At 70.6% G+C, this 13133-nt stretch carries 11 protein-coding genes; 9 read left to right on the forward strand and 2 right to left on the reverse strand.

Annotated features, from left to right (window positions below):
* Positions 1-459, reverse strand: a complete 459-nt coding sequence (locus ACTJI6_RS00090; protein WP_080620214.1) for a (2Fe-2S)-binding protein — start codon at positions 457-459, stop codon at positions 1-3.
* Between the two features lie 313 nt (positions 460-772).
* A complete protein-coding gene (locus ACTJI6_RS00095) occupies positions 773-1375 on the reverse strand; it encodes a COG3650 family protein (RefSeq protein WP_126152683.1) in 603 nt (200 codons plus the stop codon).
* A gap of 108 nt (positions 1376-1483) precedes the next feature.
* Here ACTJI6_RS00095 and tsaE point away from each other — a divergent pair, with 108 nt between their 5' ends.
* From tsaE to ACTJI6_RS00140, 9 genes are all read left to right on the forward strand, one after another.
* Entirely contained in the window at positions 1484-2881 is a 1398-nt protein-coding gene (tsaE, locus tag ACTJI6_RS00100) for a tRNA (adenosine(37)-N6)-threonylcarbamoyltransferase complex ATPase subunit type 1 TsaE (RefSeq protein ID WP_440796751.1), read from the forward strand.
* Positions 2869-3537 carry a nucleotidyltransferase family protein gene (locus ACTJI6_RS00105; RefSeq protein ID WP_440796753.1) on the forward strand — a complete coding sequence of 223 codons (669 nt, stop codon included), beginning with the start codon at positions 2869-2871 and terminating at the stop codon, positions 3535-3537. Before tsaE ends, ACTJI6_RS00105 begins: the two co-directional genes overlap by 13 nt.
* Positions 3530-6487 (forward strand): double-strand break repair protein AddB, encoded by a 2958-nt coding sequence (addB, locus tag ACTJI6_RS00110; RefSeq protein WP_440796755.1) that lies wholly within the window; start codon positions 3530-3532, stop codon positions 6485-6487. The genes ACTJI6_RS00105 and addB overlap by 8 nt, the downstream gene beginning before the upstream one ends.
* Positions 6484-9855, forward strand: a complete 3372-nt coding sequence (gene addA / locus ACTJI6_RS00115) for a double-strand break repair helicase AddA (protein ID WP_440796757.1) — start codon at positions 6484-6486, stop codon at positions 9853-9855. Before addB ends, addA begins: the two co-directional genes overlap by 4 nt.
* A gap of 53 nt (positions 9856-9908) precedes the next feature.
* Positions 9909-10229, forward strand: coding sequence for a thioredoxin (trxA, locus tag ACTJI6_RS00120; RefSeq protein WP_440796759.1), 321 nt, complete (start codon positions 9909-9911; stop codon positions 10227-10229).
* 168 nt (positions 10230-10397) lie between these two features.
* Positions 10398-10955, forward strand: a complete 558-nt coding sequence (hslV, locus tag ACTJI6_RS00125; protein ID WP_440796761.1) for an ATP-dependent protease subunit HslV — start codon at positions 10398-10400, stop codon at positions 10953-10955.
* Positions 10945-11472 (forward strand): GNAT family N-acetyltransferase, encoded by a 528-nt coding sequence (locus ACTJI6_RS00130; protein WP_440796763.1) that lies wholly within the window; start codon positions 10945-10947, stop codon positions 11470-11472. The genes hslV and ACTJI6_RS00130 overlap by 11 nt, the downstream gene beginning before the upstream one ends.
* An 88-nt stretch (positions 11473-11560) precedes the next feature.
* Positions 11561-12868 (forward strand): ATP-dependent protease ATPase subunit HslU, encoded by a 1308-nt coding sequence (hslU, locus tag ACTJI6_RS00135; protein WP_126152676.1) that lies wholly within the window; start codon positions 11561-11563, stop codon positions 12866-12868.
* Positions 12869-12924: 56 nt separating this feature from the next.
* A complete protein-coding gene (locus tag ACTJI6_RS00140) occupies positions 12925-13101 on the forward strand; it encodes a PLD nuclease N-terminal domain-containing protein (RefSeq protein WP_126152675.1) in 177 nt (58 codons plus the stop codon).
* Positions 13102-13133 lie beyond the last annotated feature (32 nt).

Raw genomic sequence — 13133 nt, forward strand, 5'->3', positions numbered from 1 at the left:
TCAGCCCTCCAGCGTCCGGGCGGCGTCGTGGATGGCCTGCCGGATCCGCACATAGGTGGCGCAGCGGCAGATGTTTCCCGCCATCGCGTTGTCGATGTCCTCGTCGCTGGGCTGCGGGATCTGTTGCAGCAGGGCCGTGGCCGACATGACCTGCCCCGACTGGCACCAGCCGCATTGCGGCACGTCGATGGCCGTCCAGGCCGCCTGCACGGCGGCGACCTCGGGGCCTTCCATGCCCTCGATGGTGGTGACCTCGCTGCCCTCGATCATGCCGATGGGGGTCACGCAGGACCGCCGGGGCATTCCGTCCAGCATCACCGTGCAGGCACCGCATTGGGCGATGCCGCAGCCGAACTTGGTGCCGGTCAGGCGCAGTTCGTCGCGCAGGACCCACAGCAGCGGCGTTTCGGGATCCACGTCCAGATCGTGATCCCGGCCATTCACACGAAGTCGCGTCATCCCTGGCCTCATTCGCTGGGTCCGGGAATGATGGACCGGCTGCGGGCCAGGTCAAGAAAAAACCGGGCTGCCGCGCCCATCCGCCGACCGGCGGGCTGCGGGTGGACAGGCTGACGACACGGCCCAAAGATCGACACGATGGCAACAAGGCCGACATCTCTGCCGTCCCGGCGCTTCTGGACGGATGTCCCGCACCGCGCCGCCTGCCCGCCGACAGGGGATCGGACGCGAACAGCCTGCGAAGCGCCTTGCGGCGACCAGAACAGAGGCCGTCATCCCCGCCACGCTCCGCAACCCTGACAGGGCGGGCCTGTCAGGGCTGGATCGTGCAGCAGCCCGACAGCAGCCTGGGCTGGTCGCCATGCAGCACGATCGTCGCGGACAGGCCGAACAGCCGGTCCGACATGCCGTCCGAACAGATCTGCGGCTGGGCAAACAGCGTCACGTCCCGTGCCACGACCACCCGCGCGGGATCGCGGAAGATGCCCGTATCCAGCACGGTCTGAACGGGGCGGCGGTCGCCCGCCTGATCCTCTGGGCTGCGCAGGACCAGGTCGCCCGCTTCCGGCCTCGCGTCCCAGAACGGCTCGGTCCCCAGGCAGCGGAAACCGGCGGGCAGCGCGCCCGGCTGCCAGACATCGGTGCGATAGGCCAGATAGCGCATGGAAACCCAGCCCGACGCCTCGGCCGTGTTGACCCGGCCCCAGCCGCGCCGTTCCTCGACAACCTCGATCCGCCGGGCGTCGGGAGCCAGGGTGCCGATGATCGTCGCCTGGGCGTTCGGTTCGGCCCGGATGTTCAGGACATCCCCGGTGGCGACGCCCGCCACGTCGAACAGGGTGGGCAGGATGTATTCCTGCGTCGCGGCGGCGGGACCGGCCAGGGCCAGGGTCAGGGCAAGGGTTGTGCGCAACATCGGGGCCTCCGTTCTGTCCGGCGCAGTCTAGCCGGTTCGGCGCCAAAGGCCACCGGGGTCCGTTCACGGATGGTTCCCCCCGCCCGCCGAAGCGGCTAGAACGGCCCCATGACGACGCGCCTGACCGCAGACCAAGACCTGACCGCCGCCCTGGCGCGGATGTTGGCCGCCACGGCGCGGCCCGGCGACACGATCCTGCTGGACGGGCCGGTGGGGGCGGGCAAGACCCATTTCGCCCGCGCCTTCATCCGCGCCCGCCAGGGTGGCGCGGCCGAGGACGTGCCCAGCCCGACCTTCACGCTGGTCCAGACCTATGACGACCCCTTGGGCACCGAGATCTGGCACGCCGACCTGTATCGCCTGACCGATCCGTCCGAACTGGCCGAACTGGGCCTGGACGAGGCGCTGACAGAGGCCGTCTGCCTGATCGAATGGCCCGACCGGCTGGAACGCCTGCCGGACGGCGCGATCACCATCAGCATCGCCACCCAGGATGACCCGGATCTGCGCGACATCACCCTGATCGCTCCGGACGCCGCCCGCATTGCCGCCCGCGCGGGGTTCGTGGCGCAGGCGGGATGGGGGGATGCGCGGATCCTGCCGCTGGCGGGCGACGCCTCGGCCAGGCGCTATTTCCGGCTGGAGGGGGCGCAGGGCCGCGCGGTGCTGATGGACGATCCCTCGGGCGGCTGCGCGCCCTTCGTGGCGATGACCGGCTGGCTGCGCGGCCACGGCTTCGGCGCGCCCGCGATCCTGGCGCAGGATCCGGCCGGGCTGCTGCTGGTCCAGGATCTGGGCGACGATCTGGTGGCCCGCGTGCTGGAACGCGACCCGGCGCTGGCGCCCGCGATCTATGATCGGATCGCGGATCTGCTGGTCGACCTGCACCGCCATCCGGTGCCGGATTTCGTGGCCGCCCTGGACGGGCCGACCCTGGCCGACCAGGCGGGCCTGTTCGCAGAGTGGTATCCCCAGGCGGCGGGCGCGACGGGCGGCCACGACATCGCCCCCCTGATCGCCCGGCTTCATGCCGACCTTGCCGCCGACATCCCCCCGGTGCTGGCCCTGCGCGATTTCCATGCCGAGAACCTGATCTGGCGGAGCGAGGCGCCGCTGGGCCTGATCGACTATCAGGACGCGGTGTCCTGCCATCCCGCCTATGATCTGGTTTCGGCGCTGCAAGACGCGCGGCGCGACGTGGACCCCGCCATCGAGGCCGCCTGCGTCAGCCGCTATCTGGCCGCGTCCGGGCTGGATCCGGACCGCTTCCGCGCCGCCTATGCGCTGCTGGGGGCGCAGCGGAACCTGCGGATCCTGGGAATTTTCACCCGGCTGTGCATCCGCGATGGCAAGCCGCGCTATCTGGACTTCATGCCGCGCGTCTGGGGCCATGTGCAGCGCAACCTGGCCCATCCGGCGCTTGCGCCCCTGGCGCGGGCGGTCGCCGCACTGCCCGCCCCGGACGCCGCCGTCATCGAAAGGATCCGCGCCCGATGCGCCCGCTGATGATCTTTGCCGCCGGGCTTGGCACGCGGATGCGGCCGCTGACCGACAGCCTGCCCAAGCCGCTGATCCCGGTGGCGGGCCGCACCCTGCTGGACCGGGCGCTGGATCTGGGCCGGGACGCCGGGGCCGGGCCGGTGGTCGTGAACACGCATTACCTGGGGGACCAGATCGCCGCGCATCTGGCGGATCGCGACGTAGCGATCAGCGACGAACCGGGCGCGATCCTGGACACCGGCGGCGGTCTGCGCCAGGCGCTGCCTCTGCTGGGACAAGGCCCGGTGATGACGCTGAACCCCGATGTGGTCTGGACCGGGCCGAACCCGCTGGCCGCCCTGAACGCCGCCTGGCGCGACGAGATGGAGGCGCTGCTGATGCTGGTGCCGCTGGACCGGGCCACGGGGCGGCAGGGGGCCGGCGATTTCAGCCTGGATGCGGCGGGCCGGATCAGCCGACGGGGCGATTTCGTCTATGGCGGCGCGCAGATCATCCGCCCCGACCGGCTGGCCCGGATCCCCGATACCGTCTTTTCGCTGAACCGGCTGTGGGATCTGCTGATCGCCGAGGGTCGGGCTTTCGGCATCGCCCATCCCGGCGGCTGGTGCGACGTGGGCTATCCCCAAGCGATCCCCCTGGCCGAGGCGATGCTGGATGCGTGAGCCTGCCTTCCGCGGCCTTTTCGCCCTGCCGCCGGGCGTCGATTTCGCCCATGAATTCGTGACGGGCTTCCTGGACCGCATGGCCGGACAGCCGCCCGAGGCGATGGCCCGCGTCACCATCTATGCCAATGCCGCGCGCACGCTTGCGGAACTGAAATGCGCCTTCGACCTGCGCGGCCCGCTGCTGCTGCCGCGCCTGCTGCCGGTCACGAACCTGGACATCCCTTCGCTGCTGGACCAGCCCGAGGCCGCGCCCCTGGCCCGGCGGCTGCAACTGGCCCGGCTGGTGGCGGGGCTGCTGAAGACCCGGCCGGATCTGGCATCGGGCCATTCCATCGCGGCGCTTGCCCGGTCGCTGGCCGATCTGATGCAGGAAATGCAGTCCGAGGGCCTGGCCCCCGATGCGCTGGAAGGCATCGACACCGGCGATCACGCCCGGCACTGGCAGAACGCCCTGGTCTTCCTGCGCATCGCCGCGCAATTCCACCTGGACGGCCCGCCCATGGACCGCGCCGCGCGCCAGAGGCTGGCGGCGGAAACCCTGCTGCACGACTGGTCGCGGGGCGTGGGCCTGCCCGACGGGCCGGTGATCGTCGCCGGATCGACCGGATCGCACGGCGCCACGCGGCTGTTCATGCAGGCGGTGGCCAGCCTGCCCGAGGGCGCGGTGGTGCTGCCGGGCTTCGATTTCGACCAGCCCCAATCGGTCTGGGACGGCCTGGACCATGCGTCCGAGGATCATCCCCAGGCTCGTTTCGCGCCCCTGATCCGCGCCCTGGGCCGTCCGGCCCGCTGGACCGCCACCCCGCCGCCGGCGCCCGCGCGCAACCGGCTGGTGTCGCTGGCGCTGCGCCCCGCGCCCGTCACCGACCAGTGGATCGCCGAAGGCCCGCGCCTGCCGGACCTGATCGCGCCGACCGAGGGGCTGACCCTGATCGAGACCGAGCAGCCGGGGCAAGAGGCCGAGGTGATCGCCCTGATCCTGCGCGACGCCGCCGAACGTCACGCCCCCGCCACGCTGATCGCGGCGGACGGCAACCTGATCCGGCGGGTCAGCGCCGCCCTGGACCGCTGGCGGCTGTGCCCGGACGAAAGCGCGGGCCAGCCCCTGTCGCTGACCGGGCACGGGTTGTTCCTGCGCCAGATCGCCGCCCTGTTCGGCGAGACGCTGAGCATCGACCGCCTGCTGGTGCTGCTGAAGCATCCGCTGGCCCTGACCGGATCGCCCCTGGTGGGCGCGAACGAGGCGCGGCTGCTGGCCCGCGACCTGGAACTGGAACTGCGCCGCAACGGCCCAGCCTTCCCGGACGGCGAATGCCTGCGCAACTGGGCCTCCAGGGGCGACGCGCTGCGCAAGACCTGGGCGGAATGGCTGGCCGACATGCTGGACCGGATCACGCCGCTGGCCCAGGACCGCGCGCCCCGTCCCCTGCCCGACCGGCTGCGCGACCTGATCCGCCTGGCCGACGCGCTTGCCGCGGGACCGGGCGGCGATGCCGCCGCATCCCGGCTGTGGCAGGAGCGAGAGGGCGCGCTGCTGCGATCGACCATGGATCATCTGGCGGAACACGCGGCCCAAGGCCCGGATCTGGGCGCGCAGGATTTCTGCGCCCTGCTGCTGGACGAACTGCACCAGCAATCCGTGCGGATCGACGGCGACGCCCATTACCTGCATATCCGCGGCCCGCGAGAGGCGCGGATCGTCGGCCACGGCCTGGTGATCCTGTCGGGCCTGAACGAAGGCGGCTGGCCCCAGCAACTGACGCCCGATCCCTGGCTGTCGCGGCAGATGCGGCTGGCCGCCGGGCTGCCGCTGCCGGAACGCCAGATCGGTCTGGCCGCGCATGACTTCCAGCAGGCGATGGGCCTGGACCAGGTGATCCTGACCCGCGCCCGCCGCGATGCCGAGGCGGAAACGATCCCCTCGCGCTGGCTGAACCGGCTGACCAACCTGATGGGCGGGCTGCCCGAACGCAACGGGCCGCAGGCGCTTGCGGCGATGCGGGCGCGGGGCGATGCCTGGCTGGCCCTGGCCGCGGCGGTGTCCCGGCCCGCGCGCGCGCTGCCGCCCTGCCCCCGGCCCGCGCCGATCCCGCCCGCGCCGCCCTTCCGCGACCTGCCGGTGACGGATGTGTCGCTGCTGATCCGCGACCCCTATGCGGTCTATGCCAAGCGCGTCCTGGGCCTGCGCCCGCTGCCCGCGCTGCGTCCCGAACCCGATGCCGCCCTGCGCGGCCAGACGCTGCATTCCATCGTCGAGGCCTGGCTGGGCACCAGGCCGGATCCCGGCATGACCCACGCGGCGCTGAAGGCCCGGTTCCTGGCCCTGACCGCCGCGATCCTGGAACGCGACGTGCCCTGGCCCGCCGCCCGCGCCTTCTGGGCCGCGCGGATGGAGCGGATCGCCGACCGGATCGTCGCCGACGAACTGGTCCGCCTGGCCGAGGGCCGCCCGGTGATCGTCGAAACGCGCGGCAAGGTGTCCCTGGGGGGGATGGACTTCACCCTGACCGCCAAGCCCGACCGGATCGACCTGCTGCATGACGGGCGGGTGATGATCTATGACTACAAATCCGGCAAGCCGCCCACCGACAAGCAGATCGCGGCTTTCGACAAGCAGTTGATCCTGGAAGCCGCGATGGCCCGGCGCGGCGGCTTCGACGCGATTGGCCCGGTCGATGTCGCGGGCATCCGCTATATCCAGCTGGGAGGAGAGGGCGAGACCCAGATCCGCGAGCATTCCCCCGACCTGGAGGACGAGAACTGGGAAGGCTTCGTGCGGCTGATCGCGGCCTATCTGGCGGGGGACACGGGCTTCACCTCGATGCGGGCGCCCGAACAGACCAGCTATGTGGGCGATTACGATCATCTGGCGCGGTTCGGCGAATGGTCGCTGGCCGATGCGCCGCATGTGGAAAAGGTCGGGGCCGAACAGGGGAATGGGGCATGAATGAGGCCAGCCTGAACCAGATCGCCGCCGCCGATCCGCTGCGCTCCACCTGGCTGACGGCCAATGCCGGGTCGGGCAAGACCCGCGTTCTGACCGACCGGGTGGCGCGGCTGCTGCTGGCGGGGACGGCGCCCGAACGCATCCTGTGCCTGACCTATACCAAGGCCGCCGCCACCGAGATGCAGAACCGCCTTCTGCGCCGCCTGGGCCAATGGGCGATGCTGCCCGAGGACGCTCTGCGCCGCGAACTGGCCGAACTGGGCGAGGACCGCGAGCCCGACCTGGCCGAAGCGCGCCGCCTGTTCGCCCGCGCCATCGAGACGCCGGGCGGGCTGAAGGTCCAGACCATCCACAGCTTCTGCGCGGCCCTGCTGCGCCGCTTTCCGCTGGAGGCGGGCGTGCCGATGGGGTTCCGGGAACTGGACGACCGCTCGGCCCGCGTGCTGCGCGCGCAGATCCTGGACCGGATGGCCGCCGACGGCGATCCGGCGATCCGCGACCTGACCTCGCTTGTCTCGGGCGACGACCTGGACGGATTCCTGTCCGGCCTGTCCGAGGCCGATTTCGCCCGCGATCCCGATCCCGCGTCGATCTGGCGGTCCTTCGGCCTGCCCCCCGGCCTGGATCAGGCGGCGCTGCTGGCCCGCGCCTTCGACGGGGCCGAGGGCGACCTGCTGGGCGCGCTGATCCCGATCCTGTCGCGCAGCGGCGCCAAGGACAGCAAGCTGGCCGAACAGCTTGCCAAGGGCAACTGGCGCGAACCGGGCCTGGCCGACCTGCATCTGCTGTGCAAATGCCTGCTGTTCGGCGCGACCGCCAAGTCCCCCTTCGGTCCCAAGATCGGCGATATCCCGACCAAGGCGCTGCGCCAGGGCGCCTGCGCCCCCTTCATGGTCGATCTGGACGCGCTGATGGCCCGCGTGGCCGATGCGCGCCCCCTGGCCCTAGGCCTGACGCTGGCGCAGAAGACCCTGGCCCTGCACCGCTTCGCCCACAGGTTCACCCGGCTGGTGGCGGTGGAAAAATCCGCGCAGGGCTGGCTGGATTTCGACGACCTGATCCGCCGCACCGCCGAACTGCTGGAGGAATCCAGCATGGCGCAATGGGTTCTGTGGCGGCTGGACGGCGGCATCGACCACATCCTAGTGGACGAGGCGCAGGACACCAGCCCCGAACAGTGGCGGGTGATCCGGCGGCTGACCGACGAATTCACAAGCGGTCAGGGCGCGCATGACCGGCCGCGCACCCTGTTCGTGGTGGGCGATCCGAAACAGTCGATCTATTCCTTCCAGGGCGCCGACATCGCGGTCTTCGAATCGATGCGCGACCGCTTTCGCCAGGATTTCGAGGCCGTGGCCCAGCCCATGCAGCAGCGCGGGCTGGCCCATTCGTTCCGGTCGTCCCCGGCGATCCTGTCGCTGGTGGATACGGTGTTCCAGGGCGACGCGGCCGAGGGCTTGGGCGACCCGCCCCGCCACATCGCCTTCCGGGACGGGCTGCCCGGCCGCGTGGACATCTGGCCGCCGCTGCCGGAACCCGACAAGCCCGACCGCGGCGACTGGACGACGCCGGTGGACGCCCCCGCCGAAAACGCCGCCGACACGCAACTGGCCCGTGCGGTGGCGCGCGAGGTCGGGGCCATCATCGGCACGCCCATCACCGACGCCAAGACCGGCCAGATCCGCGCCATCGGGCCGGGCGACATCCAGATCCTGGTGCAGCGCCGGGCCGGGCTGTTCGACGATCTGATCCGCGAATTGAAGGCAGCGGGCCTGCCCGTGGCGGGCGCCGACCGGCTGAAGCTGGCCGCCGAACTGGCCGTGCGCGACATCACCGCCACGCTGTCGGTGGTCTCGACCCCCGAGGACGACCTGTGCCTGGCCGCGATCCTGCGGTCCCCCCTGTTCGGGCTGACCGAGGACGACCTGTATCGGCTGGCGGCGGGGCGCGGCCGGGAATTCCTGTGGCAACGGCTGCGCGCATCGCCGCATCGCCCGGCCTACGAGGTGCTGAACGACCTGATGTCGAAGGCCGACCAGTTGCGGCCCTATGAACTGATCTCGCGGCTGCTGGTGCGCCACGGCGGCCGCGCCGCCCTGCTGGCCCGCCTTGGCCCCGAGGCCGAGGACGGCATCGACGAATTGCTGTCGCAGGCCCTGGCCTATGACGCGGTGGAAACGCCCTCGTTGACGGGGTTCCTGGTCTGGCTAGGCCGCGACGACGTGCAGGTCAAGCGGCAACTGCCGGGCGGCGGCGGCGGGCTGATCCGGGTGATGACGGTCCATGGATCGAAGGGGCTGGAAAGCCCGGTGGTGATCCTGCCGGAAACCCGCAAGCGCCGGGCCGGGCGCGGCCAGCCGCTGATCCGCCTGGACGACCGGCCCGCCTGGCGCGGCAGCGCCGCCGATCGGCCCGACCCGGTGGCGGACGCCGTCACCGATCTTGAACTGCGCCAGGAACAGGAACGGCGGCGGCTTCTGTATGTGGCGATGACGCGGGCGGAAAGCTGGCTGATCGTGGCAGCGGCTGGCGATTGCGGATCGGGGCTGGAGTCCTGGCATTCGATGATCGCCACCGGCGCCGAACGCTGCGCCCTGCCCCGCGCCGACATCCAGATCGAGGGCATCGGCACCGCGCAGCGCCTGTCCTTCGGCGACTGGCCCGATCTGCCGGTCAGCCTGGCGCGCGCGACCCCGCCGCAGATGCGCCGCCCCGACTGGTCCGACCGCCCCGCCCCGCCGCCGCCGCCGCGCCAGCGGGCCGTGGCCGCCACCGCCCTGGGCGGGGCCAAGGTGATCGGCGGCCCGGACGGGGACGGCGATCCGACGGCGGCCATGCTGCGCGGAACCCGCCTGCATCTTCTGCTGGAGCGCCTGCCGCACCTGCCGCCCGCCGATTGGCCGCAACGCGCCCGCGCCCTGCTGGCAGGGGCCGATGGCGGGCTGCCCGACGCGGCCGAGCTGGCGGAACTGCTGGCCGAGGCGGCGGCGGTCATCACCGCCCCCGACCTGGCCGGGATCATGGCGCCCGGTCCCGGCGCGCAGATCCTGTCCGAGGTCGCGCTGACCGCGCCGCTGCCGGGCCTGGGAATGATCCATGGCGCCATCGACCGGCTGATCGTCACCGACGACCGGATCCTGGCGGTGGACTATAAATCCAACGCCGTCGTCCCCGGCCGCCCCGAGGACACGCCCGAAGGCATCCTGCGCCAGATGGCCGCCTATCGCGCCGCGCTGCGGATGATCTGGCCCGGACGGCCGGTGCGGATCGCGGTGCTGTGGACCGCCGCCCGCAGCCTGATGCCGATCCCCGACCCGGTCCTGGATCAGGTCATGGCCGCCCTTGACCGGCGCGCCATGGCTTCCTAGCTGTAGAACCTGCCTTGCCGCATTCCCGCCGGCACCCATGAAGGAGCGAAAGCATGGCCACCGTGCATGTCAACGACAACCAGTTCGACAGCGAAGTCCGTCAGTCCGACACCCCGGTCGTGGTGGATTTCTGGGCGGAATGGTGCGGCCCCTGCAAGCAGATCGGCCCGGCTCTGGAAGAACTGTCCGCCGAATATGCGGGCCGCGTGAAGATCGTGAAGATCAACGTCGATGAAAACCCCGAACAGGCCGCCGCCCTGGGCGTCCGCGGCATCCCGGCCCTGTTCCTGTTCAAGGACGGAGAGGTCGTGTCGAACCGCATGGGCGCCGCCCCCAAGGCCGCGCTGAAAAGCTGGATCGACGAATCGATCTGACCTGTCCCTGCCGGTGAAGGGGCGGCGGCCTTGCACGGGCCGGCCGCCCTTTTTCATGGCCTCCGACGGCCGGTCGTCGGCATCCTCTCGGCACCGGGCGAAGGGGCGATGGCTTGCGAAGCCGGGGGCGCGGCCATATCTGCAAGCCGAACGGTAAGGAAGATCCCGATGGCAGATGACAGATTCCCCGGCTGGCACGGCACCACGATCCTGGCGGTGCGGCGCGGCGGCAAGGTGGTGGTCGCGGGCGACGGACAGGTCAGCGTCGGCCCCACGGTGATGAAGGGCACCGCCCGCAAGGTTCGCCGCCTCAGCCCCGGCGGGCGCGACGTGGTGGTGGGCTTCGCCGGATCGACGGCGGATGCCTTTACCCTGCTGGAACGGCTGGAAAAGAAGCTGGAAGCCGCGCCGGGCCAGTTGCAGCGCGCCTGCGTCGATCTGGCCAAGGACTGGCGCATGGACAAATACCTGCGCAACCTCGAAGCCATGCTGATCGTCACCGACGGGCGCGAACTGTATGTCGTGACCGGCGCGGGCGACGTTCTGGAACCCGAACATGACGTGGCCGCCATCGGATCGGGCGGCAACTTCGCCCTGGCCGCCGCGCGCGGGCTGCTGGAAAGCGGCGGCGACGCAGAGGCCGTGGCCCGCAAGGCGATGGCCATCGCGGCGGATATCTGCGTCTATACCAACGGCAACCTGACGGTCGAGGTCATTGGCGGCTGACATCTCCTTCACGCCGGTCACCACCGCCGACCTGCCGCTGCTGGCGGCTTGGCTGGCGCAGCCGCATTGGCGCGACTGGTGGCGGGACGACGCCGAAACCGAGCTTGGCTCGCTCCGCGACATGATCGAGGGCCGCGACAGCACGCGGCCGTTCTTGTTCCGGCTGGACGGCCAGCCCGTGGGCTATGTCCAGGTCTGGCGCATCGCGGATGCGCGGGTGGACCCCTGGATCACGGATGCGCCCTGGGTGATGGACCTGCCCGACGATGCCGTGGGGGTCGATCTGTCCATCGGCCCGGCGGACCTGCTGTCGCGCGGCATCGGCTCTGGCGCGCTGGCGGCCTTCGTCGCCCTGCTGCGGTCCCAGGGGCACCGGACGATCCTGATCGACCCCGATGCCGCCAACCTGCGGGCGGTGCGGGCCTATGAAAAGGCGGGGTTCAGACCGATCCCGGAATTCCTTGGCCGCACCGGCGGCTGCCTGCTGATGCGGCACGAGGCGGATCCGGCGTCCTGATCCGCCCGTCGGCCGCCGCGCCGTTCCGCCGCCCTTCAAATTTCCGGCCTGAACCTATATCTGCCGGACAGACCACAAAGGCAGACCCATGACCGACCTGACCCCGCGCGAGATCGTATCCGAACTGGATCGCTTCATCATCGGCCAGAAGGACGCCAAGCGCGCCGTGGCCGTGGCGCTGCGCAACCGCTGGCGCCGCAAGCAGCTGGGCGACGACCTGCGCGACGAGGTCTATCCCAAGAACATCCTGATGATCGGCCCGACCGGCGTCGGCAAGACGGAAATCAGCCGCCGCCTGGCCAAGCTTGCCAACGCCCCCTTCATCAAGGTCGAGGCGACCAAGTTCACCGAGGTGGGCTATGTCGGCCGCGACGTGGAACAGATCATCCGCGACCTGACTGACGCCGCCATGATCGACACCCGCGAACGGATGCGCGAGGCGGTCAAGGCCCGCGCCCACAAGTCCGCCGAGGATCGCGTAATCGAGGCCTTGGCAGGCAAGGACGCGCGCGAGGGCACCCGGCAGATGTTCCGCGACAAGCTGAAGCGCGGCGAGCTGGACGACACCGTGATCGAACTTGAGGTGCAGGACACCTCGAACCCGCTGGGCGCGATGGAGATTCCCGGCCAGCCCGGTGCCAGCCTGGGCGGCATGATGGATCTGTCGGGGCTGATGAAGGCCTTCGGCGGGCGGCGCGTCCGGCGCAAGGTCACCGTGTCGGAAAGCTATGACCTGCTGATCGCCGAGGAAGCCGACAAGCTGCTGGAGGACGACGCCGTCAAGGCCGCCGCCCTGGACGCCGTGCAGCAGAACGGCATCGTCTTCATCGACGAGATCGACAAGGTCTGCGCGCGGGCCGATGCGCGCGGCGGCGATGTCAGCCGCGAGGGCGTGCAGCGCGACCTGCTGCCGCTGATCGAGGGCACGACCGTCAGCACCAAATACGGTCCGGTGAAAACCGACCATATCCTGTTCATCGCCAGCGGCGCCTTCCATGTGGCCAAGCCCAGCGACCTGCTGCCGGAATTGCAGGGCCGTTTGCCGATCCGCGTCGAACTGCGCGCCCTGACCGAGGACGATTTCATCCGCATCCTGACCGAGACCGACAACGCCCTGACCCGCCAGTATACCGCCCTGATGGCGACCGAGGGCGTCACCGTGGGCTTTGCCGACGACGGCATCGCGGCCCTGGCCCGCATCGCCGCCGAGGTGAACGCGGCGGTGGAAAACATCGGCGCCCGCAGGCTGTACACCGTGATCGAGCGCGTGTTCGAGGAACTGTCCTTCAGCGCCCCCGACAAGGGCGGCGAGACGGTCCAGGTCGACGCGGCCTATGTCGAACGCCACCTGGGCGACCTGGCGCGGTCCACGGATCTGTCGCGTTACGTCCTTTGACGGAACCGCGCGCCCCGGTCTAGGGTTAGCGAAGCGGAACAACGGGACAGGGCGATATGGGTTACGTCTTCGGAATCATCATCTTCGTGCTGGATGTCTGGGCCATCGCCTCGGTCATCAACACGAATGTCAGTCTGGGCACCAAGATCCTGTGGATCGCGCTGATCGCCATTCTGCCGGTGGTCGGGCTGATCATCTGGTACTTCATGGGGCCGAAGGCCAATTACGGCTAGGCGCTTGGGGACTGGCCCAGCACGCATTTCTC

The sequence above is a fragment of the Paracoccus sp. 22332 genome, from assembly GCF_052045125.1.
Taxonomy (GTDB): Bacteria; Pseudomonadota; Alphaproteobacteria; order Rhodobacterales; family Rhodobacteraceae; genus Paracoccus; species Paracoccus haematequi_A.